Source organism: Pedobacter faecalis (assembly GCF_030182585.1).
GTDB classification, from domain to species: domain Bacteria; phylum Bacteroidota; class Bacteroidia; order Sphingobacteriales; family Sphingobacteriaceae; genus Pedobacter; species Pedobacter faecalis.
Genome location: NZ_JARXOW010000001.1, coordinates 69,242 through 93,739 on the forward strand (window position 1 = coordinate 69,242; position 24,498 = coordinate 93,739).

At 44.6% G+C, this 24,498-nt stretch carries 24 protein-coding genes; 16 read left to right on the plus strand and 8 right to left on the minus strand.

Annotated features, from left to right (window positions below; all coding sequences use genetic code 11):
* Positions 1–16 precede the first annotated feature (16 nt).
* Together QEP07_RS00300 and QEP07_RS00305 are read left to right on the plus strand one after the other, a co-directional pair.
* Positions 17–2,896: an outer membrane beta-barrel protein gene (locus tag QEP07_RS00300; RefSeq protein ID WP_285008003.1), complete on the plus strand. Its 2,880-nt coding sequence runs from the start codon at positions 17–19 to the stop codon at positions 2,894–2,896.
* Positions 2,897–2,954: 58 nt separating this feature from the next.
* Positions 2,955–4,130 (plus strand): cytochrome c3 family protein, encoded by a 1,176-nt coding sequence (locus QEP07_RS00305; RefSeq protein ID WP_285008004.1) that lies wholly within the window; start codon positions 2,955–2,957, stop codon positions 4,128–4,130.
* 74 nt (positions 4,131–4,204) lie between these two features.
* Here the strand turns inward: QEP07_RS00305 and QEP07_RS00310 are convergent, their stop codons facing one another.
* Both QEP07_RS00310 and QEP07_RS00315 read right to left on the minus strand, forming a co-directional pair.
* Complete coding sequence (locus QEP07_RS00310) at positions 4,205–4,534, minus strand: DUF3276 family protein (RefSeq protein ID WP_256006962.1); 330 nt, start codon at positions 4,532–4,534, stop codon at positions 4,205–4,207.
* A gap of 67 nt (positions 4,535–4,601) precedes the next feature.
* The gene (locus QEP07_RS00315) at positions 4,602–6,392 is read right to left on the minus strand and encodes an ABC transporter ATP-binding protein (RefSeq protein WP_285008005.1); all 1,791 of its coding nucleotides are present in this window, start codon (positions 6,390–6,392) and stop codon (positions 4,602–4,604) included.
* Positions 6,393–6,498: 106 nt separating this feature from the next.
* On the opposite strand from QEP07_RS00315, the gene QEP07_RS00320 reads away from it, so the two are divergent.
* The 9 genes from QEP07_RS00320 to QEP07_RS00360 all read left to right on the plus strand — a co-directional run bounded on the left by QEP07_RS00320 (position 6,499) and on the right by QEP07_RS00360 (position 12,572).
* On the plus strand, positions 6,499–7,587 hold the full coding sequence (locus QEP07_RS00320; protein ID WP_256006960.1) for a Glu/Leu/Phe/Val family dehydrogenase: 1,089 nt from the start codon (positions 6,499–6,501) through the stop codon (positions 7,585–7,587).
* Between the two features lie 88 nt (positions 7,588–7,675).
* Positions 7,676–8,569, plus strand: a complete 894-nt coding sequence (nusB, locus tag QEP07_RS00325; protein WP_285008006.1) for a transcription antitermination factor NusB — start codon at positions 7,676–7,678, stop codon at positions 8,567–8,569.
* A gap of 5 nt (positions 8,570–8,574) precedes the next feature.
* Complete coding sequence (locus QEP07_RS00330) at positions 8,575–9,009, plus strand: DUF1573 domain-containing protein (RefSeq protein ID WP_285008007.1); 435 nt, start codon at positions 8,575–8,577, stop codon at positions 9,007–9,009.
* 20 nt (positions 9,010–9,029) lie between these two features.
* Positions 9,030–9,383, plus strand: a complete 354-nt coding sequence (gene yajC, locus QEP07_RS00335) for a preprotein translocase subunit YajC (RefSeq protein ID WP_256006956.1) — start codon at positions 9,030–9,032, stop codon at positions 9,381–9,383.
* An 88-nt stretch (positions 9,384–9,471) separates the two neighbouring features.
* Positions 9,472–10,419, plus strand: coding sequence for a CdaR family protein (locus QEP07_RS00340; protein ID WP_285008008.1), 948 nt, complete (start codon positions 9,472–9,474; stop codon positions 10,417–10,419).
* Positions 10,420–11,007 carry a dephospho-CoA kinase gene (gene coaE, locus QEP07_RS00345; protein ID WP_285008009.1) on the plus strand — a complete coding sequence of 196 codons (588 nt, stop codon included), beginning with the start codon at positions 10,420–10,422 and terminating at the stop codon, positions 11,005–11,007.
* Position 11,008: 1 nt separating this feature from the next.
* Positions 11,009–11,950, plus strand: coding sequence for an MBL fold metallo-hydrolase (locus QEP07_RS00350; protein ID WP_285008010.1), 942 nt, complete (start codon positions 11,009–11,011; stop codon positions 11,948–11,950).
* Positions 11,950–12,111 carry a C1orf53 family protein gene (locus QEP07_RS00355; protein ID WP_256006951.1) on the plus strand — a complete coding sequence of 54 codons (162 nt, stop codon included), beginning with the start codon at positions 11,950–11,952 and terminating at the stop codon, positions 12,109–12,111. The genes QEP07_RS00350 and QEP07_RS00355 overlap by 1 nt, the downstream gene beginning before the upstream one ends.
* A gap of 11 nt (positions 12,112–12,122) precedes the next feature.
* Positions 12,123–12,572: a MarR family winged helix-turn-helix transcriptional regulator gene (locus QEP07_RS00360; RefSeq protein ID WP_256006950.1), complete on the plus strand. Its 450-nt coding sequence runs from the start codon at positions 12,123–12,125 to the stop codon at positions 12,570–12,572.
* A gap of 4 nt (positions 12,573–12,576) precedes the next feature.
* Here the strand turns inward: QEP07_RS00360 and QEP07_RS00365 are convergent, their stop codons facing one another.
* From QEP07_RS00365 to QEP07_RS00375, 3 genes are read right to left on the minus strand one after another with little or no spacing between them, the layout of a single operon-like run.
* Positions 12,577–13,311, minus strand: a complete 735-nt coding sequence (locus QEP07_RS00365; protein ID WP_285008011.1) for a ZIP family metal transporter — start codon at positions 13,309–13,311, stop codon at positions 12,577–12,579.
* Positions 13,311–13,874: a phosphatase PAP2 family protein gene (locus QEP07_RS00370; RefSeq protein ID WP_256006948.1), complete on the minus strand. Its 564-nt coding sequence runs from the start codon at positions 13,872–13,874 to the stop codon at positions 13,311–13,313. The genes QEP07_RS00365 and QEP07_RS00370 overlap by 1 nt, the downstream gene beginning before the upstream one ends.
* Positions 13,871–14,602 carry a class I SAM-dependent methyltransferase gene (locus QEP07_RS00375; RefSeq protein WP_256006947.1) on the minus strand — a complete coding sequence of 244 codons (732 nt, stop codon included), beginning with the start codon at positions 14,600–14,602 and terminating at the stop codon, positions 13,871–13,873. Before QEP07_RS00375 ends, QEP07_RS00370 begins: the two co-directional genes overlap by 4 nt.
* A 110-nt stretch (positions 14,603–14,712) precedes the next feature.
* Between QEP07_RS00375 and glmM the strand changes: the two genes are divergently transcribed.
* From glmM to QEP07_RS00395, 4 genes are all read left to right on the plus strand, one after another.
* Positions 14,713–16,095: a phosphoglucosamine mutase gene (gene glmM, locus QEP07_RS00380; protein WP_285008012.1), complete on the plus strand. Its 1,383-nt coding sequence runs from the start codon at positions 14,713–14,715 to the stop codon at positions 16,093–16,095.
* A 4-nt stretch (positions 16,096–16,099) separates the two neighbouring features.
* Entirely contained in the window at positions 16,100–17,248 is a 1,149-nt protein-coding gene (locus QEP07_RS00385; protein ID WP_285008013.1) for a cysteine desulfurase family protein, read from the plus strand.
* A 71-nt stretch (positions 17,249–17,319) separates the two neighbouring features.
* Positions 17,320–17,535, plus strand: a complete 216-nt coding sequence (locus QEP07_RS00390; RefSeq protein ID WP_256006943.1) for a hypothetical protein — start codon at positions 17,320–17,322, stop codon at positions 17,533–17,535.
* Between the two features lie 145 nt (positions 17,536–17,680).
* Positions 17,681–19,969: a GH92 family glycosyl hydrolase gene (locus QEP07_RS00395; protein WP_285008014.1), complete on the plus strand. Its 2,289-nt coding sequence runs from the start codon at positions 17,681–17,683 to the stop codon at positions 19,967–19,969.
* A 159-nt stretch (positions 19,970–20,128) separates the two neighbouring features.
* Here QEP07_RS00395 and accD read toward each other — a convergent pair whose 3' ends face one another.
* Positions 20,129–20,974, minus strand: a complete 846-nt coding sequence (gene accD, locus QEP07_RS00400; RefSeq protein WP_256006940.1) for an acetyl-CoA carboxylase, carboxyltransferase subunit beta — start codon at positions 20,972–20,974, stop codon at positions 20,129–20,131.
* Between the two features lie 162 nt (positions 20,975–21,136).
* Here accD and fbaA point away from each other — a divergent pair, with 162 nt between their 5' ends.
* Complete coding sequence (fbaA, locus tag QEP07_RS00405; protein ID WP_256006939.1) at positions 21,137–22,216, plus strand: class II fructose-bisphosphate aldolase; 1,080 nt, start codon at positions 21,137–21,139, stop codon at positions 22,214–22,216.
* Positions 22,217–22,271: 55 nt separating this feature from the next.
* Here the strand turns inward: fbaA and QEP07_RS00410 are convergent, their stop codons facing one another.
* Positions 22,272–23,132 (minus strand): hydroxymethylglutaryl-CoA lyase, encoded by an 861-nt coding sequence (locus QEP07_RS00410; protein ID WP_285008015.1) that lies wholly within the window; start codon positions 23,130–23,132, stop codon positions 22,272–22,274.
* A complete protein-coding gene (locus tag QEP07_RS00415) occupies positions 23,104–24,414 on the minus strand; it encodes an NAD(P)/FAD-dependent oxidoreductase (RefSeq protein WP_285008016.1) in 1,311 nt (436 codons plus the stop codon). The genes QEP07_RS00410 and QEP07_RS00415 overlap by 29 nt, the downstream gene beginning before the upstream one ends.
* Between the last annotated feature and the right edge of the window lie 84 nt (positions 24,415–24,498).

Genomic DNA, 24,498 nt, shown 5'->3' on the forward strand with positions numbered 1-24,498 from the left:
TTAATCATACACACAAATGAATCATTTTTTTCAGGCTGTGAGAACGGTGATGGCACTGCTTCTTATAGGGCTTAGTTCATCCAGTCTATTTGCTCAGGTCCCTGCTGGAAAGCCTTCGGACCCACCTCCGCCCTTGCCTTTCCGGGAGATCAGCGGTATTGTAAAAGACAGTACAGATCTTGGCGTTATCGGTGCCACGGTGAGCCTGACTTCGGAGAAAGACACTTTGAAAACAAGCACCAACAGCGACGGTATTTTCATTTTTAAAAATGTTAAGTCGGCCACCTACACGCTTGTTGTACAGAGCATAGGTTTTCGCGCTACCCCACCCATGCGCTTTAAGCAGAATGACCTTGCGCCACGTATTGTGATGGATCCCATCGTTCTTAGCGAGGAAAAGAACACACTGAAGGAGGTTGTCATTAGTGGTACGCCGTCTATAACCTATAAGACGGATACTGTAGAATATAAAGCAAGCGATTACGTGGTGCGCAAAAATGCCAGTGTGGATGAGTTGCTCAAGAAGATGGAAGGTATGGAAGTGGGCAATGACGGGACGTTGGTTCACCAAGGTGAGAGTGTTACCCGAGCAAAAGTAAATGGTAAGGAGTTTTTGGGTGGCGACGTCGCTAATGCCATAAAAAATCTGCCGGCAGAAATTGTAGATAAGATACAGATTGTGGACGACTACGGAGATCAGGCTGCGCGCACAGGTATTAAAGATGGCGATGCGCAGAAGATATTGAATATTACAACACGTACGGATAAGTCGGTGGGAAATATGGCCAATGTTAATATGGCTGCCGGAAACAATGATAGGTATGAGGCTGGAATCTTCGGTACGAGGATTAACCAAAATCAGCAGATTGGTTTGAATGCCAACTACACGAATACCGTGAATGGCGTGAATGTGAACGCCGGTGATATGGGTGGTTTCGGTGGGGGAGGCTTCAGAGGACGAAGAGGTAATAACCCAAGTGCATCTGGCGGTATAGGCGGTAATACCAAGATGGGCAGCACATCTTTCAGTATACGCGACAAAGTCGGCTCAAAGATCGAGTACAACTTGAATTACGATTTCACAAGGACTTCCGCGAATTCGATTAATGCTTCGGAGTCTTTGGTAAACAGGGCAGGATCGCTCCCTGGCGCAGGAAATACGAGCTTATTTACCATAAGTAATTCCGATGGAGACGATGATGACAAAACGCATGAACTGAGGCTTGAGACGGAAATCAATCTTGATTCGAATGATTTTTTGCGCATCAATCCGCGGCTATCTTATTCGTCGACTTCTGCGTTAAGTGAGTTCAGGCGGTCAGTTACCGGCACGTTAAATGGAGCAGACCAGAGCAGACTGGAAACTGGAAGTAATGGACGTAATAATACCACGCCTTCATTAGGTCTGACGGTGTTTTACCAGCATTTATTTTCCAAGCCAAGGAGAAATTTTTCTATTCAGGCCGAGGTTAGCCGAAATAATAATGAGATAAAGCAGACCCAGGACAGATTAGATTCCTTATATTATTTGCCTGTGGATGAGCAGCAGCTTCTGATAGACCGGATAGTGGCCAGAAAAAACCTAAGAAACAATTATCGAGGCAGCATGACTTATGCTGAACCACTTAGTGGAAATACACAACTAGAATTTAATGCACAGGTTAACCGAAACGGTTATGATAACGATGCAATCACTAGCGAGCTGAATAGCGCTGGCGTGCCTGAGGTCAGGGATGATCTGAGTAACATCTATAAGTATTCTTTTACACAGGGACGTCTGTCTGTAAATTTTCGGTATGGAATGCAGAGTACTTCCAAAGTCCGGTTTTCACTGGGCTTAACTGGTGTGCCTGCCCAATTGTCGGGCACAAAGGCAAGCTTGGGGACCTCTACCAACCGGACCAGTTTTAATATTGTGCCTATTGCCCGCATGGAATATCTATGGTCGAGACAACACAGAATTAATATCGACTACTCGGGAAATGCCACAGAGCCTACTTTCGACCAAATTCAGCCTGTGCGTGACGTTTCCAATCCGCAAAATCCGGTCATTGGTAATCCGAACCTCAAAGCAACTTTTGTACACGGTATTCGTGCAGGATACAATAACTACATTGCCAACTCAAAATTGAACTATTCAGTAAACGCGAATCTTTCATTTACAGACAATGCTGTGATCCAGAACCGGGTAGACACTATCGATACTACGATCCCTGAAAAACCTGTTCAGGTGACTGAAACACGCTTTACCAATATGAATGGCGTCTATCGAATGGGAGGAAACTATAACATAAGCAAGCAGCTGTCGAACAGGAAGTATAACCTTCAGTTGAACGGTTCTGTTAATTATAACCGCGGAGTGGGGATTTCCAACAGTCGTGAAAATATAAACAGGCAATTCACCATAGATCAACGGTTTGGCCCAAGAATTAATCCGACTGAGTGGTTCGAAATTAATCCACATATCTCATATACTTACACCAGTTCAAGGAACACGCTTGAAAGTTTCATTGATAATAAGACAAAGACGCTCGGTCTAAACCTTGACGGAAGGGTTTATTTTAGCGAAACCTGGTTGTTGGGTTACAATGGAAGCAAGCGCTTTATTAGTGGACTTTCATCAAACATTAACAACGATCCTTTCGTTGTTAATGCATATCTCGAGAAGGAAGTATTCAATCGTCGAGGCAGAATTACGTTCCAGGCTTACGATATTTTGAATCAGAATAACGTAGTCAGTCGAAGCAACACTGACTTCGGCTACACCGATATCCGATCTAACCCGGTGAGCCGCTTCTTTATGCTGAGGTTAAGTATGCGGTTGCAGAAGTGGAGCGGAGCTCAGGGTAGGGGCGGAAGAGAGATCCGGCGAAGGGGAGACGGCAGCTTTTTTTAAAACCTCCTAGCGCACTTTATCTGATTTTTAATATCTTCATAGTTCTAATAGGATATTTATGAAGGGTAAAGGGCGCTTGCTCATGATCTTTGCGGTGATTGCAGCGTTTGTTATATTTTTTTCCCAGTGTGTAGATGCTCCCAAGGAGCTGAAGGCAACAGAAAATACGCTTGCCGGCTCTGAGAGTTGTAAGCAGTGTCATCAAAAGATATACAATGATTATCAGCATGACTTTCATGCCCGGACTTCAAGGCCTGTAAGAGACACAGACCTGGTAGAGGGACCGCTGCCGGATTCGATATACAGGTTTCACAAGGATCTGAAAATACAGGTGGAAAAGCGGTCCGGCGGAATGTATCAGGTAGCATATTTTGACGGGGAGGAGGCCATGGCCAGACGATTCGATGTCGTCATCGGATCAGGGAAAAATGCCTATACCTACGGATCCTGGCAGGGGAAACTGCTTACACAGTTACCGTTGTCTTATTTCCGGGCTATAAATGCCTGGGCGAACAGCCCTGGCTTTCCTAAGGACCGGGTGCACTTTAGCCGTCCTATCGATCAGCGTTGCCTCGAATGTCATAGTAGTTTCGTGGAGCAGGCCCCTGCGACGCATCAAGGGATTGCAACAGTAGAACGATTTCAACCGGGATCCATCGTTTACGGCATTAATTGCGAAAGATGCCACGGTCCTGCTGGAAGGCACGTCGAGTTCCACAGGAATGATCGCGAAGAAAAGAAGCCGCACTATATCACCCTTTATAGTTCATTGACCCGAAAGCAACGGCTTGACGCCTGCGGAATTTGCCATTCTGGTGTCGACATGCAGTCATTGAAGACAACTTTTAATTTTAAACCGGGCGATACCTTAGAATCCTATTATGCGATTGCTGCCAATCAGCAAGGGCAGGCGTCTCCCGATGTCCACGGCAACCAAGTTCAGATGCTGGCGCAGAGTAAATGTTTTACCGCTAGCGATAAACTCGACTGCAACACGTGTCATAGTCCACATGAATCAAAGAAGGCGGGGTTGACGGCTTATTCAAGGAAATGCATGTCCTGTCATCCCTCGGTCGAGCATAGTGCGAAAACGCTTTCCAATGCGATGGTTAAGACGAACTGTATTGATTGCCATATGCCTTTGCAGAAGTCGAGGGTGATCAGTTTTCAGGAGGCAGGCAAATCCGATGCGAGTCCATACAAGCTACATACCCACAGGATTGCGATATATTAGACGCTAATGTATAAAAGAGAAAGCCCGATACATCGTATCGGGCTTTCTCTTTTATATTTTGGCTAGAAGCTAACTTAGAATGAAAAGTCATCGCCTTGTGCACGGGCAGGAATGCTCTCGTGGTTGTCGGCGTACTCATATCTTTTCTCTACGACTTCCTGGTGATTTTTAATATACTCTACCGTTTCATTAAGGCCTTCAGCAAACTTTTCGAAGTCCTCTTTATATAAAAAGATCTTGTGCTTCACAAAAACGCCATCTTCCAGTCTTTTTTTACTTTCAGTCAGTGTCAGATAGTAATCTCCTGATCTGGTTGCTTTTACGTCAAAAAAGTAAGTTCTTTTGCCTGCCCTTACCTTCTTAGAAAAAACCTCTTCTCTCTCTTTGTTTTCAAATTCTCCCATGTTGCTTTAGCTCTTGGTTTTGGTTCGGGTAAATATAAAGTAATAATTTTTAAAGTTCAAAATCAAATTATGCAGTTTGATTTTCCTCTTCCAGCAGCTGATTTTGGTACATCTCTGCGTAAGCACCATTTTGATGAACGAGCTCCTCGTGTGTACCTTGCTCTATAAGACGGCCATCGTCTAAAACCAGAATCTTATCGGCATTTTTGAGGGTCGATATACGATGTGCAATCAAAATAATGGTTTTCTGATGCATGAGTGCCCCCAGATTATTCAAAATTTCTTCTTCCGTCTTTGTATCTACAGCCGAAAGGCAGTCGTCTAATATAAGTATCGAAGGAGACTTAATAAGCGCCCGGGCAATGGAAACCCGTTGTTTTTGGCCGCCCGACAAAGTTATGCCGCGTTCACCCAGCATAGTGTCAAACCGTTTCTCGAAGCCGATGATATTGTTATATACAGCCGCCTGTTTTGCGGCGGTTTCTACCTGCGACTGGTTCACTTCTTCAAGACCGAATGCAATATTGTTCCTTATCGTGTCCGAAAACAAAAACACCTCTTGTGGTACATAGCCAATCTGATTCCGGTAATGCTGAAGACTTAGCTTTTTCAAAGGGAGACCATCTACCGTTATGCTGCCACTGTCTGCATCATACATCCTCATGAGAAGATTGGCCAGCGTAGATTTTCCCGATCCCGTTCGGCCCATAATAGCAACGAATTGTCCTTTTTTGATGTCGAAGCTGATGTCGCTTATCGCCTTAATACCGGTGTCGGGGTAAGTAAACGTAACGTTTTTAAAACTGATGTCACCCAAAACAGTCACTTCGGGGTGATCTCCAGACACGATATCCGGCTCGGTATGCAGGAACTCATTAATCCGTTTTTGCGATGCCGATGCCCGCTGGATCAAAGTGGTTACCCAACCGAGCATAGAAACCGGAAAGGTCAGCTGGTTCACGTACACAATAAATTCGGCGATATTGCCTGGTGTTATATAACCGCCAATAACCTGTTTCCCCCCGATATAAATGGTTAAGATAGTACTCAAACCAACAAGCAGGATCATTGCCGGATAAAACAACGCTTGAACCTTTACCAGATTCATAGCCAGATCTTTGTATGTATAACTCTCACCGGCGAATACCTTGCGCGTGTGTTCTTCCCTTACATAAGATTTTATAACCCGAATGCCAGAAAACTGTTCCTGGACATAACTTGACAACCTCGACAACTGCTGCTGTATATGTTCGCTTTTGCGGTTGATAAGTGTGTTTACAAAATAGATAACAATAACAAGTACAGGTAATGGTAACAACGAAAACAGGGCCAGTTCAGCATTTACGTCGAACATCGCGTAAATGACTAGCGAAAAAAGCACAGCGGTATTAATCGCATACATGATGGCCGGGCCGACATACATCCGCACCCTGTTTACATCTTCGGTGGCACGGCTCATCAGGTCGCCTGTATTATTGCGCCGGTAAAAACCAAGATTCAGTTTTTGGTAGTGGGCATAGATTTCGTTCTTCATGTCGAACTCAATATGCCTCGACATGAGAATCAGGGTTTGTCGCATAAAAAAGAGAAAAAGGCCTCTCAATAGATACAGGATAAGGACGATGGAACCAAAATAAAGAAGACTATAACTAAAGATGTCGTAGATGATTTCCCTGCGTTCGAAGCCGTTAAAAAGTCTGTATATCTGTATATTTTCCGTAATCAGGTTAAAAGCATGACCTATGACCTGGGCAGGTACAACCCCAAAGATATTAGATACAATGACAAAGAAAATACCTGGTATGATCCACCATTTATATTTGTAAAAGTACTTGTTTAAATGGCGGAGATGCTTCATGGTTTGTAAAGTTAGCCAAAGCAGTATTATTTTCTAAAGACTTTGGTTAAAACAATGTAAATATCTTTTTTTATGCTAGTTTTGCGGCATATCTGATAAGAGTCGTATGTCTGGTAATAGTTCTCCTGTAAATTCCGTTTTAGATCAAATTGGCACTTCGGGCCATAGAAAAGTTGTTTTTTGCAATGATCCTGATACCGGACTAAGAGCGATTATTGCTATTCATGACACAACGCTAGGGCCCGCGATAGGGGGTACGCGCATGTGGAATTATGCTACCGAATCTGAGGCATTGGAGGATGTGCTAAGACTGTCGAGGGCAATGACCTATAAATCGGCAATTACTGGCTTGAATTTGGGTGGGGGTAATGCCGTGATCATCGGCGATTCGAGAAAGTCCAAGTCTGAGGCGATGATGCGGAGCTACGGGCGCTTTATTAAGAATCTAAATGGTGAATTCATTACAGCAGAGGACGTAGGGACCAATACGAAGGATATGGAGTATATCCGTATGGAAACAACGCATGTTACCGGTGTGCCTGAATCGCTTGGCGGAGCCGGAGATCCCTCACCGACGACTGCCAAGGGTGTTTATCTGGGGATAAAAGCCTGTGTTAAAGAGGTCTTTGGTACAGATATGCTGGCCGGGCGTTCCGTTGTGGTTCAGGGTATTGGCAACGTGGGTGAACATTTGGTTGAGTTGCTGCGTTCGGAGAATGTGGAAGTGTACATCAGTGACATCAACGAAGAACGTTTGCAGCATGTTGCAAGGAAATACAAAGCTAAACCTGTAGCGGCAGATAAAATCTTTGGTTTGAATGCCGACATTTACGCGCCGTGTGCCCTTGGTGCAACCGTAAACAACAATACCATAGAGAAGATGAAATTTGCCATTATAGCCGGCTCGGCCAATAACCAGCTTGCAGATGAACAGGTGCACGGGAAGCGGTTACTGGAAAAGGGTATTTTGTTTGCGCCGGATTATCTGATCAATGCAGGCGGACTGATCAGTTGCTACTCCGAGCTTACAGGCTTTGGCAGAAAACGTACTACGCAGCTGACAGAAAATATTTATAACGCAACCAGAGATGTGATCAGGATGTCTAAACGTGATAATATCCCCACGGTTTGGGCTGCAAACCAAATCGCAGAGCAAAGAATAAGAGATATAAAGAAAATAAAATCATCATTTTAAAATCAGGTAATTACCACTCGTTCTTACATTCATGTTAAACAGAAGGCACTTAAGAATTAAAGCTTTGCAAAATGTTTTTGCTTGGCACATGGCAGATAAAAAAGATCTGACGTCATCAAGAAAGGCGTTGATGCAGAGTATAGATAATGTATACGAAATGTATATGTGGATGCTGTCGCTCCTCGTTGAAATCACCGAATACACCGGCATAGACGCAACTGAGCGCGCAAATAAACATCTGCCTACGGAGGAGGATCTCAATCCAAACCTCAAGCTGCTTGAAAACAAGTTCATCAACGTGCTTAAGGAAAACCCTGAATACGTTGCCCTTGTTAAAAAGTACAAAATCAATTGGATGTCCGATCCGGAATTGGTAAAGGCTATTTTTAATGCACTTAAAGTCACCCCGGAATACCAGGCTTATCTCGCAGATCCAAACAATGAGCTCGAGGAATCCAAAACCATCATCAAATATATTTTCAGAAAGATTGTACTGAAAAGTCATGCCGTTATTCAGGCGTTTGAAGATAAATTTATCAATTGGTCGGTAGACAAAGAGGTCATGCAGGGTATGGTAGCTAAGACCATTAAAAACTTTACTTCCGAAGACCCTTTTGCAAATAAACTCACGCCCATTAGCCAGGACTGGGATGAAGACGGCAAGTTTGTGGAAGACCTGTTTGTGTTTACGCTCAGAAATGACAAAGAGTACCAGGCAATGATTGCGGATCGTACCAAGAACTGGGAATCGGAACGTATTGCGCTGATGGACACCATTCTGATGAAGATGGCTATTTGCGAACTGCTCAATTTCCCGTCCATACCCGTTAAGGTAACCATTAACGAATACCTCGATTTGTCAAAAGATTACAGTACTCCGAAAAGCAATTCGTTTATAAACGGTATATTGGACAAAATTATGGGCGACCTAAAGCGTAACAATGTGCTCAAGAAAACTGGTCGCGGTTTAATAGAAGATTAACAACTATGAAGAAAATTTTATTTGCGCTGTTTGTTGCAGCCGCGCTCACATCATGCCAGTCTAAAACGGAACAAACAAACGAAAGTGCTTCCTCACCGGTCGATACTTCCTCATTGAAGCAGGACGGTCCTGTGATGAAATTTACTACGGAGACTTATAATTTCGGTAAGATAAAGAAGGGTGAGTCAGTGTCTTACAGCTTCACGTTTAAGAATATGGGGCAAGTTCCGCTGATTATAACGGACGCTGTTACTACATGCGGATGTACAGTGCCTGAGGTTCCCAAAGAACCGGTTAAGCCGGGTGACGAAGGAAAATTGAACGTGGTGTTTAACAGCGCGGGTAAACCGGTGGGTATGACTGACCGCGTGGTAACCGTGATGTCCAATGCTTTAAACAGTTCAGTGCAGTTGCATATAGTGGGAGAAATAACAGAATAGCAAACCAATAAAAATTGAATATGATATCTACGATAATTTTACAGGCGGCAGCTGGTGGCGGTGGTTTTATGAGTTTACTGCCTTTAGTGCTGATTTTTGTGGTCATGTATTTCTTCATGATCAGGCCACAGCTTAAAAAAGCGAAAGAGCACAAAAAGCTGATTCAGGAACTAAAGAAGGGTGATAAGATTGTCACAACCGCAGGAATACACGGTCGCATTATCGATATGAACGAAACTACCTTCCTGATTGAAGTGGAGAGCGGAGCAAAGATACGGTTTGATAAGACTGCAGTATCTCTGGACGCTACGAAAACCGTTGTGCCAAAATCTGATAAAAAGGATACTCCAAAGATCGAAACCGCTGCGAGCTAGTTTGCATATACAGAAATTAGAGCCGCTTCCTATGGAGCGGCTTTTTGCATGAATAGGGGTATTATGATATTTTTGTTTATTTTACAGCATGCCCGTAATTAAACTCACGAAAATAGAGCGTAAGCGTTTTTTGGCATTTATCACTTGTTTGCTGATCGCTATCGGTGCGTGGTTATTCCTTGCTCTGAACAATAAATATATATATACGGCCAAGACAGTTTTAGTTTACAAGAACTTTCCCTCAAAGCGGGCTTTTCATGCCTTACAGTCGGACACTGTAGATCTGCAGGTAGAGGGAACCGGCTGGCAACTGTTGTTTGCCCGGCTGCGTATAAAGCCACAGTCCATATCGATCAATTTGGAAAAGCTGAACAGCCGTAACTACATTTTATTTTCGGAGCAACTGCTTAGCGTCAACAATCAGTTGGAAACGGCTCAGAAAGTCATTTCGGTGAAGCCGGATACGCTTTATTTTGATTTCTCGGAGCGCAAAGTAAAACGAGTGCCGTTAAAGCTGTTGTCCAAGCTTGGTTTCGCTAAGCAGTACGGTGTTTCCGGTGAAACGGAACTCACGCCGGAATACATTACCCTGTCGGGCCCTGAGCAGGATCTTAAGCAAATATCAGAGTGGTATACAGACACGCTTTCGGCCGACCAGATACAGCGAACTTTTGTGGCCCGTGTACCGGTTATGCGGAACCGCATGAAAAACGTAAGTATATTTCCGACAAGTGCGGAAGTACGTATTCCCGTCGATGAATTTACGGAGAAGACTTTGGAATTACCTATCCGGGTGATCAACAACAAACAATATTTAAACGTTCGGCTGTTTCCCAAGAAAGTTAAGGTCACATTTTTAGTGTCTTTGTCTGATTATCAGCAGATCGACGAAGAATTTATGGATGCTGCGGTAGATATCGATGACTGGAGGATGCTTGGACATAGTCAGTTAAGAATCAAAATGCGGCGCTTTCCGGAATACTGCAGGCTGGTAAAGCTGGAGCCGGAAAAGGTCGATTTCATTATAGAGAAGTAAATGAAGAAAATTGGTATAACCGGGGGGATCGGGAGTGGAAAGACGACGGTTTGCAGGGTTTTTCAAACTCTTGGAATTCCAGTTTTTTATGCTGACGAAGCGGCCAGGAGCGTAATGATCAAAGATCAGGAACTGATGTGTGGTTTAAAGCAGGAATTCGGATCGGAGAGCTACTTCAATGACGGATCATTGAACCGGGCTCATATAGCCGGGATTGTATTTCATGATGCAGATAGATTAGCCAAGCTAAATGCGCTCGTGCATCCAGCCGTTTTCAGAGCTTTCGATCAATGGTGCGCAGATTTGCCGGTCGGCTTTCCCTACGTACTTAAAGAAGCCGCATTGCTGTTTGAAAGCGGTTCGGCGTCAATGTGTGATGAGAATATCGTTGTGGTATCTCCCGTGCAACTGAAGCTTGAACGGGTGATGAAGCGGGATAACACGAACACGGAAGAGATTATGGCAAGAATGAGTAAACAACTGCCCGATGACAAGAAAGCCGAGCTGGCCGACCACGTCATTGTAAATGATGAAAACGAATCGCTGATTGCCCAGGTGGTACGCCTGCACCAAAGATACCTGGATTAGTATGATTCTCGAAGATTTTATTTGTCTCGATAACACGGGACTGTATTGCAGATATGGGGATTTTTATATAGATCCTAAGCAGGCGGTTAAGCAGGCAATCGTTTCACACGCGCATGGCGACCATGCGGTAGGCGGAAATGCTGTGGTTTATTGCACTGAGGCTACATCTCTGTTCATGAAACACCGGTATAAAAATTTCTCCGCTGGTACGTTCCACATCAAAGAATATCACCAACAGTTTGTGTTAAATGATGTAAACGTAACATTTATTCCGGCAGGGCATATGCTCGGTTCGGCAATGATCCTGATGGAATACAAGGGGGTGCGTTATCTTTACACAGGTGATTATAAGCTTCAGTCTGACGAAACCTGCGAACCTATTGAGTATGTCAAAGCGGATGTGTTAATTACCGAAACTACCTTCGCGAACCCGGAAGTTGTGCATCCGGAGGCCGAACTGGAAATTCTGAAACTAAGCAGTACCGTGCATAACATTATGTTGGGTGCTTACGCCTTAGGAAAAAGTCAGCGTCTGATCAGTTTAATCAATCGGTATTGTACAGAAAAAAGGATATTGGTGCATCACAGCATCATGCCATACATAAATATTTACCGCCAAATGGGTGTAAACCTGGGCAGGTATGAAATATATGACCGCAAGGTCATGAAGGCGGAGAAAACGAATCTGATATATCTTGTGCCGCCCATGGCCTTCAACAGTTACATCCGCGCTGTTGGTGTAAAACGGGTATTTGCTAGCGGATGGAAGCATTTGCAACGCACAAACGACATGGATCTGTACATATCCGACCATGTAGACTGGAACGGAATCATCAATACCGTAGCGTATGTACAGCCTAAGCAAATATGGACAAACCATGGCAATGGAATGCTTTTAAAGGATTATTATCAAAAATCTTTGGTAGTTAAATTGCTTAATTAATGACAGGGGAGCCAGATTACTACTTCAATGAACAAGGTCTTATGGTTTTTACCAAAGCCTATCACCTGAAACGAGGATTCTGTTGCAAGAATAAATGTAAGCATTGTCCCTGGGGATTTGGCAGAGAGAAAATAAAAAAGCAAACACCTGAGAAACGCTAAATACAATACCGATGCAACTGCTGAAAGATACGTTTACATCACGATTTGAAAATGAACATCAAAAGGCAATCGTTAACGTGCTTTATACTTATAGCTGGTGTATAGATCAGCTGAAGCAAGTAACCGCGCCTTATGAGATTACCACCCAGCAATTTAATATTTTGAGGATACTACGCGGTCAGTATCCTAATGCTTCTACAATTAATCTGCTTAGAACGAGAATGCTTGATAAAATGAGCGATGCCTCCAGAATTGTTGACCGGCTGGTTCAGAAAGGTCTGGTTGTGAAGCAGGTTAGTGCACTGGACAAGCGCGCGGTTGATATATTAATTAGTGAGAAGGGACTTAAGCTCCTGAAAAAAATGGATAAGGAAGTTAATGTGTCGGCTATTATATCAGATAACCTGACAGAGGAGGAGGCCAGGCAATTGAACTTACTGCTGGACAAAATGCGCAAATAAGTTGTCAATGCGTGTGTCCGGTACCAGACCCGGATAGGAAATATCCGATGAGTGCAATAGAGATTCCGCACAATACCGCTACCATTTTCCGCTTGTTCACTTTGTGGTCTACACTCGATTCGAAAAGAATTGTTGTGGAAATATGCAGAAATATGCCGATCACAATTCCCATGATCCTGCTGAAATATTCCTCGACGTTTCCGATGGAGCCAGTGCTCATTCCGTAGCTCACATAAAAACCTAATGGCGCCATAATGGCAAATACTGAAATAAATATCAATATTCTTGGTGCCGTAAACTTATTCTGGAGCAAAATGCTGGCCAGCGCAAAAGCAGCCGGAATATGGTGCAGGGAAATCCCAAAAATCAGCGCATTATGATGGTCCTTGGCCAGCGGCATTCCTTCAAGGAAAGCATGCAAGCATAAGCTGATCATGATGCCATAAGGGAACACCTGTGCTTCGTTGTGTTTGTGTATATGGCCATGTTCCACACCCTCCGAAAACTGTTCGAGAAATACCTGCAGCAAAAATCCAATCAATATGAAGATGCCAATATCATGATGATGGTCGTGATAGGCTTCCGGGATCAGATGCAACACCGTTATTGCAAAAAGATAAGCACCGCTGAAAGACAGAATGAGCTTCAGCAACTGTGATTTGTCGCTTTTTACCAGGAAAATTGAAGCACCACCGAAAAAGGCGCTGAGGAATAAAACCAATAGCTTCCAGAATTCCATTACAGTCGTTGCTCTAGCGTTTTATAAAGTTTTGAAGTCAGTATACCAATCGTTGTCCCAAGCATGGCGCCTATCAAGGTGTCGACCGGGTAATGCACGCCTACATAAATCTGCGAAAAGGTAATGATCGCCGCCCAGAACAAGGCAATAGGTAGAATCGGTTTCCATCGCCTGTAGAAAACCAGTATACAGAAAACGGAAAGCGCAAAGTGATTGGTGGCATGCGCAGAGGGAAAACTATAACCCGCCCCGCAAGGTACCCTGGCGATGATTTGACCAGACAGTGCCGGTTCATTGCAGGGCCTTAGGCGACCAACAGTAGGCTTTATCACACGCGATGCTGACAAATCGCCCAGTGCAAAGGTGAACAACAACATCCCAACAATAAGCCATCCCTTTTTTTTGTACTCGCGCACACAATACACAATGATGAACAAGTAGAGCGGCGCCCAGAAATATTTATTCCGCATCAGAGGCAGCAGCCAATCGAAAAAAGGATTTGACATCCCCCGGTGAATGTCAAGGAACAAATCATGATCAAATTGCAGCAGCGCTTCGATCATGCCCGTTTACAGATAAATATCACACGATCAGAACGCATTTCGTCGTACGGTTCCAGTTCATAGCTGCCGAATTTCTCTTTGATCTGCAGCCCGCTTTTTGAAAACATACGCTCGAAATCGCTTAAAGTGAAAGCTTGCACCCTTTCTTCGAAGGCATACGTCTTGCTTTTATGTTCAAAGTTGATGTGTTTGATAATCTTGCCTTCAGATACGAATTTGTGCAGATGGAACTCAATACCTTCAACCACCTTAATTTCCTGATGTGTAAGGTTCTTGATGATCTTTTCGGTATTAAAATAATCCAGTACAAGTGTCCCGTCAGCCTTCAGGCTTTTACGGAATGACTTCAGCGCGTTGACGTGATCCTTTTCCGTTTCGAAATATCCAAAGCTGGTGAACAGGTTTACCGCAATATCAAAATAGTTGATGTAGCACAACTTTCGCATGTCATGTACATAAAAATGCAGGTTTTTCTGTTCAAACTGCTGGGCATATTTAATGCTTTGTTCCGACAAGTCAATACCAGTCACATCGTAGCCCTTCTTATGCAGATATACCGCGTGTCGCCCTCTTCCACAAGCAATATCAAGAATCTTAGCGTTGGCAGCCGGCTTTAGGTATGCCGAAAGATTATCTATAAGTAATTCAGCTTCAGCATCATTGCGCTGACTGTACAGGATATGATAAAACGGGGAGTTGAACCAGTATTGAAACCATTTTCGCTGCATGAAGCTTGTTTTTTTTCTTTTTTGAGCCACAAAGATAATATTTTAACGAGCATAAGCCTTGTAATCTTTGGTTAAAAGGAAATTTGTTACTTTTGAAAAAAAACTGAACATTGACACTTATAAAATCTATCTCTGGTATCAGGGGAACGATAGGTGGTGCGCCTGGTGAAGGGCTTACGCCTATGGATATCGTAAAATTTACCGCCGCCTACGGAGCCTGGGTTATTCGTACCACAGGGAACAAGAAAATCGTTTTGGGTCGCGATGCGCGGACCTCAGGCGCGATGGTTAATCGTATAGTTACCGGCACCCTTCAAGGCCTTGGCATAAATGTCATCGACCTCGGACTGTCTACTACTCCTACAGTGGAAATAGCTGTTCCGCTTGAACAGGCCGGGGGCGGAATTATCCTGACTGCAAGCCACAACCCAGCGCAGTGGAATGCACTGAAGCTGTTAAACGGTAAGGGCGAGTTCATCAGCGACGCTGAGGGTAAGGAGGTGCTGGATATTGCCGAGAGCGGCACCTTTGATTTTGCTGAAGTAGAAGAACTCGGTCAGGTATCTACAGATGACACCTACCTGCAAAAGCATATCGATGCAATTTTAAGTCTTCCGCTTGTAGACGTTGCAGCCATTAAAGCCGCTGATTTTACTGTGGCGATCGACTGCGTGAATTCGACGGGCGGAATCTTTGTGCCAGCTTTACTTAAGGCTTTAGGCGTAACCAATATTCATGAACTTTATTGCGAGCCAAATGGCCACTTTCCTCATAATCCGGAACCATTACCCGAAAACCTTACAGCCATAGCTGGTATGGTTAAAGAGAAGGGTGCCGATCTTGGTATCGTCGTCGACCCTGATGTCGACAGGTTGTGCTTCGTGAATGAAGACGGAAGCATGTTTGGCGAGGAGTACACCCTCGTGGCCGTGGCCGACTATATCCTGAAAAATAGCCCGGGTAATGCAGTCTCCAACCTGTCGTCAACGAGGGCCTTACGGGACGTTACCGAAGCAGCGGGAGGTAATTACTACGCTGCGGCTGTTGGAGAGGTTAATGTGGTCAACAAAATGAAAGAGAGCGAGGCGATTATAGGAGGGGAAGGAAATGGGGGTATTATTTATCCTGAATTGCATTACGGCCGTGATGCTTTGGTTGGAATAGCCTTATTTTTAACACACCTGGCCAAATCTGGTGTTTCAATGACCCAGCTCAGGGGCGGTTATCCTCAATACAGCATCTCAAAGAACAAGATCACATTAACGCCAGGGATGGATATCGATGCGCTTTTACTTAAAATTCAGGACAAGTATAGCGATCAGCCCAACAGTACAATAGACGGACTCAAAATAGAATTCGGCAAAGAATGGGTGCATCTTAGAAAGTCAAACACCGAACCGATCATTCGTATATACAGTGAAGCATCATCGGCCGAGCGTGCGGACGCACTGGCCATGAATGTCATTTCGGATATCAAAGCAATATTAAATTAGATCCATGCAAAGAATTTATTTGGATAACGCCGCTACAACGCCATTAGATCCTGTGGTCATTGATGAGATGGTTCAGGTTATGACTCAGTATTACGGCAATCCGTCATCTATCCACGCACAGGGGCGGGAAGTTCGCACCATCATTGAAAAGGCAAGGAAGACCGTTGCCGGCCTGCTTAATGTGACGCCTGCCGAGATATTTTTCACTTCAGGCGGAACGGAGGCAGATAACACGGCCATAAGGTGTGGCATCGCCGCTTATGGTATAAAGCATGCCATTACGTCTAAAATTGAACATCACGCCGTAGAGCACACGTTGAATACGCTGCTGAAACAAGGCGTAATTGATAAACTCAGCTTTGTGGATGTTGATAGTAAGGGCAACGTAAACCTGCATCATTTAAGGCAGTTGCTGCAAGACAATGAACGTTCGTTCGTATCTCTCATGCATGCCAACAATGAGCTGGGTACACTAACGGATATTGAACGCGTGGGCGAAATATGCGAGGAACACAACGCAATCTTTCATTGTGATACCGTACAGACCATGGGGCACTACGTACATGACCTGAGGAAGATCAAGGCACATTTCGTTGTTTGCGCAGCGCATAAACTACACGGCCCAAAAGGCGTTGGATTTTTATATGTAAACCACCAGGTAAAGATCAGCCCGATGATTTTTGGCGGGGCACAGGAACGTAACATGCGCGGGGGTACCGAGAATGTATATGGCATTGTAGGCTTGGCGAAGGCAATGGAAATTGCTTATGCGGAAATGAAGGAGCATCAGCATTATATCCAGGAATTAAAATCGTATCTGATCGGCCGGCTTACTCAGGAGATTCCAGATCTCTGTTTTAACGGCGAGATAGCACCCGAGAGAAGTCTTTATACCGTGCTGAACGTATCCTTCCCGGCAATGGACATGGGAGATATGCTGCTTTTCAATCTGGATATTAATGGAATTTCAGCATCTGGCGGCAGCGCCTGCTCATCTGGGTCAAACATAGGATCGCACGTTCTTGCAGGTATATCCGCCGATCCGAACAGGCCTTCGGTCAGATTCTCTTTCAGTAAGTTCAACACCAAAGAAGAACTGGATATTCTGGTAGATAAAGTCAAGCAGATCGTCAGCCAGAACGTCGCGGTCTAAGCCAAAACAATTTGATTATCGGGATGTTGTATAATAAGCAACATTATATATAACCTAAAATTGTTAAAGTTATGATACATACCGATAAGCATCACGACAGCGATGAAAGCGACAAAAAGAAGACCGTTCTGAGGGAGGAAAATTATAACGCGGAAAATGAAACCAGCGGTGAAACATCTTCTGCTACAGAGTTTGACCGCTCAGGATTTACCAAAAAGACCGGTCGCAGTAATAAGCCTCTGGGTTCAAGCCATGAACCCGGCGTAACCCCCGGTTCAGAATTCTGATTCTAACCTCTATCTTATTTAAGTCACGGCCGCAGACCGTGACTTTTTTGTTTTTTATATTTGGAAATTCTTTATCTTGGTGGCATGTAACCAGTTTTGGCGACTTCCTTTGTTGCTGAGACGTTTAATTTATAAACCACACATAATGATTAAGAAACTTTTAACCGCCTCACTTGTGGTGGCTTCGTTTGGTGCGTTTGCCCAGACAGTTGAAAAAGTAACCGATCCGGTCGAGTGGATCAACCCGCTCATGGGGACATTTAGTAAACCAAGCCTGTCAAACGGAAATACCTATCCTACGATAGCAGTTCCATGGGGTATGAACTTCTGGACGCCACAAACCGGCAAGATGGGGGATGGCTGGGCTTATACCTACGATGCCGATAAGATCAGAGGGTTTAAGCAAACGCATCAGCCGTCACCCTGGATGAACGATTACGGTCAGTTTTCTGTGATGCCGGTCACCGGTAAGAAGCGGTTTACCCAGGATGAGCGTGCGAGCTGGTTTTCACACAAAGCAGAAGTTGTAAAGCCATACTATTACAGTGTTTATCTTGCTGATGCAGATGTTACTACAGAAATTACCCCTACGGAACGTGCTGCACAATTCCGTTTCACCTTTCCTAAGTCGGACGAGTCTTATATCGTAGTAGACGCCTTCGATCGTGGATCTTACATTAAAATCATTCCTTCAGAGCGGAAGATCGTGGGTTACAGTACCAGACACTCGCATAAATCGCCCGAAAACTTTAAGAACTACTTTGTGATGTATTTCGATAAACCATTCGCTTCTGCAGACGGATGGAAAGGTTCGGAACTGGCAAACGGTGTGCTGGAGATTACAGACAACCATGCAGGAGCGATCATTGGCTTCAAAACCAACAAAGGCGAGCAGGTTAACATGAAAGTTGCCTCGTCATTTATCAGCATTGAGCAGGCAGAAATATCTTTAAAAAGAGAACTTGCCGCTGATAGCTTCAATGATACCAGAGATAAAGCAAAAGCTATCTGGAATAAAACCCTGAGCCGTATCAGTGTCGAGGGAGGAACAATTGATCAGGTCAGAACATTCTATTCCTGCCTGTATCGCACCCTTTTCTTCCCGAACAAGCTTTATGAAATCGATGCGAACAACCAGATCATTCACTGGAGCCCTTATAACGGCAAGATCCTTCCTGGTTATATGTTTGCCGGTACTGGGTTCTGGGATACCTTCAGGGCACTTTATCCATTCCTTAACCTGATGTATCCTTCTATTAATAAGGAAATGCAGGAAGGACTTGTTAATGACTTCAAGGAGGGCGGGTTCCTCCCCGAATGGTCTAGCCCTGGTTTTGCAAACATCATGGTTGGAAACAACTCCGCTTCTGTAGTGGCGGATGCCTATATAAAAGGTGTAAGGGGTTACGACATCAACACCCTATGGGACGCTGTAAAACATGGCGCGAATAACGAAGGTCCGATGACAGCAGTTGGCCGTGTAGGTGTTAAGTATTACAATGAGCTGGGTTATGTGCCTTATGACGTGAAAATTAACGAGAACGCAGCAAGAACGCTGGAATATGCTTACGATGACTTCGCGATTTATCAATTGGGCAGGGCGCTTGGAAAGCCAGCTTCAGAGATCGATATCTATAAGCAGCGTGCAATGAACTATAAAAACCTGTTTGATCCTGCTAGCGGTTTGATGCGTGGTAAAAACAAAGACGGTAAATTCCAGTCGCCTTTCAACCCATTCAAATGGGGAGATGCCTTCACGGAGGGTAACAGCTGGCATTATTCATGGTCGGTATTTCAGGATGTAGACGGTTTGGCTAAACTGATGGGTGGAAAAGAAAAGTTTGTAGAGAAACTCGACTCTGTATTTACCTTGCCGCCAATCTTTGACGATAGCTATTATGGTGGAGTGATACACGAAATCCGCGAGATGCAGATTGCTAACATGGGACAGTATGCACACGGTAACCAGCCTATACAGCATATGATTTACCTGTATAACTACGGCGGTGCGCCATGGAAAACACAATACTGGGTGCGTGAAACAATGAACAGAATGTACAAGCCAACGCCAGACGGATACTGTGGTGATGAAGACAACGGACAGACTTCGGCCTGGTATGTTTTCTCTGCCCTTGGGTTCTATCCTGTTACACCTGCGGTAGATCAGTATGTTTTAGGTGCTCCTTTGTTCAAAAAAGTAACCTTGAACCTGGAGAACGGTAAACAAATCGTCATCAACGCACCTGAAAACAGCGATACTAACCGCTATGTAGACATTTTGAAATACAACGGTAAAATAAGAACGCAAAGCTGGCTGAGTCACTCTGATTTGATTAAGGGTGCTAAGCTTGATTTTAATATGATCGCTTCACCGAACAAATCAAGAGGAACCAAGGAATCTGATTTCCCTTACTCTATGTCGACGGAAAAATAAACTTCTTTTAAAGACTGATGTTCGTTCGTGCTGCATTTCTCTAAGCTTAGCAAAGGAACGCAACGCACTCACAAACATCAGTCTTTTTGCCATACAACAACAAAGCCCATTCATTGAATGGGCTTTGTTGTTATCGTATAAAAAGTGTTTTTTGTATTGTTAGTGCTTCATCATCTTAATAAATGATGCAAGTTTAGATTTCATAGCACGTCTGTCGACAATAAAATCCAGGAAGCCATGTTCCAATACAAACTCCGCTGTTTGGAAACCTTTAGGTAAATCCTTCTTAATGGTTTCCTTAATAACCCTCGGACCTGCAAATCCGATCAAAGCACCCGGTTCAGCGATGTTAATATCTCCAAGCATCGCGTACGAAGCCGTAACACCGCCTGTGGTTGGATCCGTAAGCAGGGAAATATAAGGAATCTTCGCCTGACTTAGCAAGGCAAGCTTTGCCGAAGTTTTTGCCATCTGCATGAGCGAAAATGCAGCCTCCATCATTCTGGCACCTCCCGATTTAGAGATCATCAGAAAGGGTATCTTATTCGCAATAGAATAATCAATACAGCGGGCGATCTTTTCTCCAACAACAGAACCCATAGAACCGCCAATAAAATTAAAGTCCATACAGGCAATCACCAAGTCTTCACCTTCAATCTTTCCGTGAGCAGCCCTGATGGCGTCTTTCAAACCCGTCTTAGCTATAGTCTCTGTCAATCTGGCGGTATAAGGTTTACTGTCCGTGAAATTAAGCGGGTCGCCCGATTTCAGATTCCCGAAAAGTTCGGTGAACTCGTTCTGGTCGAACAGTACCTGAAAGTACTCTTTAGAACCAATTCTTAAATGGTAATCGCAATACAGACACACATATTTGCTTTCCAGCAGTTCTCCAGTATGCAACGCTTTTTTACAATTAGGGCATTTGTTCCACAATCCGTCGGGAGCTTCTTTTTTCTCTTCAGTAAGTGTACTTATGCCTTTTTTATCTCTCTTAAACCAAGCCATGTTATTTCTTGAAAAATGCGACCACAAAGAAACGAAAAAAAATCAGAAGAGTTCAACCTTGTTTTCGCATTAGATTTCCGTTCCACAGCTCAAAATATTGCGCCGCAACCTTGGGCTTAAGGCATAATTTTCCTAACTTCGGCGTACATTAAAATATTAAAGATGAGTTTAAAAGGTTACAAGGGAGTAATTTACGGAGATGCCGTTCAGGAATTATTTGAACAGGCAAAGAAACATCAATTTGCACTACCAGCAGTGAACGTTACTGGAACAAACACTATTAACGCTGTGATGGAAACTGCAAAAGCCGTGAATTCACCGGTTATTATTCAGTTATCTAACGGCGGAGCCCAGTTTTATGCAGGTAAAACACTAAACAACGATAACTTGAATGCTTGCATTCTTGGCGCTGTATCAGCTGCTAAACATGTGCATTTGTTGGCAGAACACTATGGTGTTGCAGTAATATTACATACCGATCATGCCGCAAAAAAGCTTTTGCCTTGGATTGACGGCCTGCTTGATCACGGTGAGGAATTTTTCGCCACTCATGGCAAACCTCTATTCTCGTCTCACATGCTCGATCTTTCAGAGGAGTCTATCGAAGAGAATATGGAGATCTCAGCGAAATACCTGGAGCGTATGTCTAAAATGGGCATGACTATCGAAATCGAACTGGGCGTAACAGGTGGTGAAGAAGACGGTGTAGATAACAGTGATGTCGACAGCTCTAAACTATATACACAGCCTTCTGAGGTAGCTTATGCGTATGAAGAACTCAGCAAGGTTAGCGATAAATTTACCGTAGCTGCGGCTTTCGGTAACGTACACGGTGTTTATAAGCCAGGTAATGTTAAGCTACAGCCAGTTATTCTCAAGAATTCTCAGGACTTCATTAAAGAGAAATTCAATCTTACCGCCGAGAAGCCGATTAACTTCGTGTTCCATGGCGGATCAGGTTCCTCTCAGGAAGAGATCCGGGAAGCAATCTCCTACGGCGCTATCAAGATGAATATCGATACCGATATGCAATGGGCGTTCTGGGAAGGCATCCACGATTATTACAAAGCAAATGAAGCTTATCTTCAGGCACAGATCGGTAACCCGGATGGCGAGGACAAACCAAATAAAAAGTACTATGATCCACGCGTATGGTTGCGCAAAGGTGAAGAGAACTTCGTAAAGCGTCTAACTCAGGCCTTCGAAGATCTGAATTGCCGTAACGCAAGCGATAAGTTATAACAACAATAGGCCTTCCAAAAGGCAGAAGCGTTGCGGAGCAATCCTCAACGCTTTTTTAATGGAATATACGCGACGAGAACCGCACCGCTTCCGTCCATTTTTCCATATCCAGGTTAAGATGTATGTTCTTGGCTGTGAAGAAATCGATAAGATCTTCTGTTGCCATGTTCCCCGTAAGGTCATCTGCAGCCATAGGGCAACCGCCATATCCGCGCAGTGCACTATCAAATCTCGCACATCCCGCGTCATATGCAGCTTCCATTTTTTCAAGTCTGGTAGCTGGCGTACTATGGAGATGCAGACCAATCTCGATATTGCTGAAGCTGGCCAGGAGAGTGGGCACGATTTCTCGTATTTTTTCCGGGGATGACACCCCGATGGTGTCCGAAAGTGCCAGTATCGTTACGCCATTTCCCACCAGTCTGTCTGTCCATTCCTCAACAATTTCCGTATTCCAGGGGTCGCCATAGGGGTTACCGAAACCCATAGAAAGATAGATTACGGCCGTCTTTTGTTGCTTATCGCATATCTCAAGCAAAGCCTTTAGTGTGTCAACCGATTCCAGTATGCCCGAATTCGTATTCCTCCGCTGGAATGTCTCGGAAATGGAGAAGGGGAATCCCAAATAGCTTATCTCGTCGAACGCTGCTGCTTCCTCTGCGCCGCGAAGGTTCGCGACTATAGCAAGCAGCTTTGACTTCGTGCCCGTCAGATCCAGCTTGCTTAACACCTCGCGGGTATCTTTAAGTTGAGGAATGGCTTTAGCAGAGACGAAACTTCCAAAATCAATCGTGTCAAATCCTACCTCGAGAAGTAAGTTGATGTACTGCGCTTTTAGTTCGGTAGGAATAAAATCATGGATGCCCTGCATGGCATCCCTGGGGCACTCAACCAGTTTTATCGATTTTTGCTTCATTGTTGGTATCTCTGAAAAACGGGCGGATAATCAGTCGTGTGCCCCTGTCGTAACTGAAATAACTCCAAACCCAGTTCACGAATACGACCAGCTTGTTCCTGAATCCAACCAGCGTCATCAAATGTACAAACATCCAGGTAAACCAGGCAAATACCCCCTGAAATCTGATCTTGTGCAGATCAACCACCGCCCGGTTTCGGCCCACAGTAGCCATGGTTCCCTTATCGAAATAGTCGAAAGGTTCGGTAGGCTTGCCTTCAATAATCCGCATCAAATTCTTTGCCAGCAATTTCCCTTGCTGCATCGCTGCGGGCGCCACGCCAGGGTGACCGTTCGGAAATTTATCTGTGATCATCGCAGCCACATCACCGATAGCAAAAATATTGGCATGGCCCTCAACCAGGTTTACTTCATTGACCCTTAAGCGGTTTCCGCGTACTATACTGGCCGGGTTCAGGCCGTCAAGAACGGCACCTTTTACGCCGGCCGACCAGATTACGGTAGAGGAGGAGATTCTTTGTCCACCTTCCAAGCTAAGCACTTTACCGTTGTACGATAGTACCCGGGCATCGGTCAGCACCGTAACCCCCAATTCAACAAGGAAGTCCCTCGATTTCTTCTGCGCCTGGGGAGACATGGCGCCCAACAACTCGGGCGATCCTTCAATCAAATAGATGTTGACCTGGTCAAGGTCCAGATCCGGATAGTCGTTCTTCAGTACATGCTTCTTCAGTTCAGCGATCGCGCCTGCTGTTTCTACACCCGTAGGGCCGCCGCCCACCACAATGAAGTTCAGCATCTCCGACTTTAATACTGGATCGGCCGTGATCTGCGCAGCTTCCAGATTCTGCAGCATCAAACTGCGTAAATTTAAAGCCTCCGGAATTGACTTCATGGGCATGGCATTCCGCTCAATTTCCGTCTGCCCGAAGAAGTTACTCGTAGAACCTGTCGCGATAACCAGGTAATCGTATTCAATTGTGCCTACGGTGGTTGCCAGAATATTTTCCTCCGGGATCACATGCGTAGCGTCCGTAACTCGGAACGTAAAATTCTTTTGCCCCTTGAATACTTTTCTTAGCGGGAAAGCGATCGACTCTGCTTCTAGTCCACCAGTGGCAACCTGGTACAGCAATGGCTGAAATGTATGATAATTGTGGCGGTCGACCATCAGAACATCGACATCTTTGTTCCGAAGCTTTTTAGCTAATTCAATACCGCCGAATCCGCCGCCCACGATAACAATTCTTGTTTTGGATCCTTTCGGGAAATGTTGCTCCATAGTGATCAATTTTGATAAGTATGATATAACAACAAAAAGGCATCCAAAAAGGATGCCTTTATTTATAGTTTTTTGTATTCCCGG

Bases quoted from the DNA above. Each gene is read 5' to 3' on its own strand.
- QEP07_RS00310 (WP_256006962.1), bottom strand. From the start codon at position 4,534: ATGGGAGAATTTGAAAACAAAGAGAGAGAAGAGGTTTTTTCTAAGAAG.
- QEP07_RS00410 (WP_285008015.1), bottom strand. From the start codon at position 23,132: ATGAAGCAAAAATCGATAAAACTGGTTGAGTGCCCCAGGGATGCCATG.
- QEP07_RS00395 (WP_285008014.1), top strand. From the start codon at position 17,681: ATGATTAAGAAACTTTTAACCGCCTCACTTGTGGTGGCTTCGTTTGGT.
- QEP07_RS00300 (WP_285008003.1), top strand. From the start codon at position 17: ATGAATCATTTTTTTCAGGCTGTGAGAACGGTGATGGCACTGCTTCTT.
- QEP07_RS00385 (WP_285008013.1), top strand. From the start codon at position 16,100: ATGCAAAGAATTTATTTGGATAACGCCGCTACAACGCCATTAGATCCT.
- QEP07_RS00355 (WP_256006951.1), top strand. From the start codon at position 11,950: ATGACAGGGGAGCCAGATTACTACTTCAATGAACAAGGTCTTATGGTT.
- QEP07_RS00305 (WP_285008004.1), top strand. From the start codon at position 2,955: ATGAAGGGTAAAGGGCGCTTGCTCATGATCTTTGCGGTGATTGCAGCG.
- QEP07_RS00320 (WP_256006960.1), top strand. From the start codon at position 6,499: ATGTCTGGTAATAGTTCTCCTGTAAATTCCGTTTTAGATCAAATTGGC.
- QEP07_RS00370 (WP_256006948.1), bottom strand. From the start codon at position 13,874: ATGATCGAAGCGCTGCTGCAATTTGATCATGATTTGTTCCTTGACATT.
- QEP07_RS00330 (WP_285008007.1), top strand. From the start codon at position 8,575: ATGAAGAAAATTTTATTTGCGCTGTTTGTTGCAGCCGCGCTCACATCA.
- QEP07_RS00390 (WP_256006943.1), top strand. From the start codon at position 17,320: ATGATACATACCGATAAGCATCACGACAGCGATGAAAGCGACAAAAAG.
- QEP07_RS00360 (WP_256006950.1), top strand. From the start codon at position 12,123: ATGCAACTGCTGAAAGATACGTTTACATCACGATTTGAAAATGAACAT.
- QEP07_RS00415 (WP_285008016.1), bottom strand. From the start codon at position 24,414: ATGGAGCAACATTTCCCGAAAGGATCCAAAACAAGAATTGTTATCGTG.
- QEP07_RS00375 (WP_256006947.1), bottom strand. From the start codon at position 14,602: ATGCAGCGAAAATGGTTTCAATACTGGTTCAACTCCCCGTTTTATCAT.
- accD (WP_256006940.1), bottom strand. From the start codon at position 20,974: ATGGCTTGGTTTAAGAGAGATAAAAAAGGCATAAGTACACTTACTGAA.
- yajC (WP_256006956.1), top strand. From the start codon at position 9,030: ATGATATCTACGATAATTTTACAGGCGGCAGCTGGTGGCGGTGGTTTT.
- QEP07_RS00315 (WP_285008005.1), bottom strand. From the start codon at position 6,392: ATGAAGCATCTCCGCCATTTAAACAAGTACTTTTACAAATATAAATGG.
- QEP07_RS00340 (WP_285008008.1), top strand. From the start codon at position 9,472: ATGCCCGTAATTAAACTCACGAAAATAGAGCGTAAGCGTTTTTTGGCA.
- QEP07_RS00350 (WP_285008010.1), top strand. From the start codon at position 11,009: ATGATTCTCGAAGATTTTATTTGTCTCGATAACACGGGACTGTATTGC.
- nusB (WP_285008006.1), top strand. From the start codon at position 7,676: ATGGCAGATAAAAAAGATCTGACGTCATCAAGAAAGGCGTTGATGCAG.
- coaE (WP_285008009.1), top strand. From the start codon at position 10,420: ATGAAGAAAATTGGTATAACCGGGGGGATCGGGAGTGGAAAGACGACG.
- fbaA (WP_256006939.1), top strand. From the start codon at position 21,137: ATGAGTTTAAAAGGTTACAAGGGAGTAATTTACGGAGATGCCGTTCAG.
- QEP07_RS00365 (WP_285008011.1), bottom strand. From the start codon at position 13,311: ATGGAATTCTGGAAGCTATTGGTTTTATTCCTCAGCGCCTTTTTCGGT.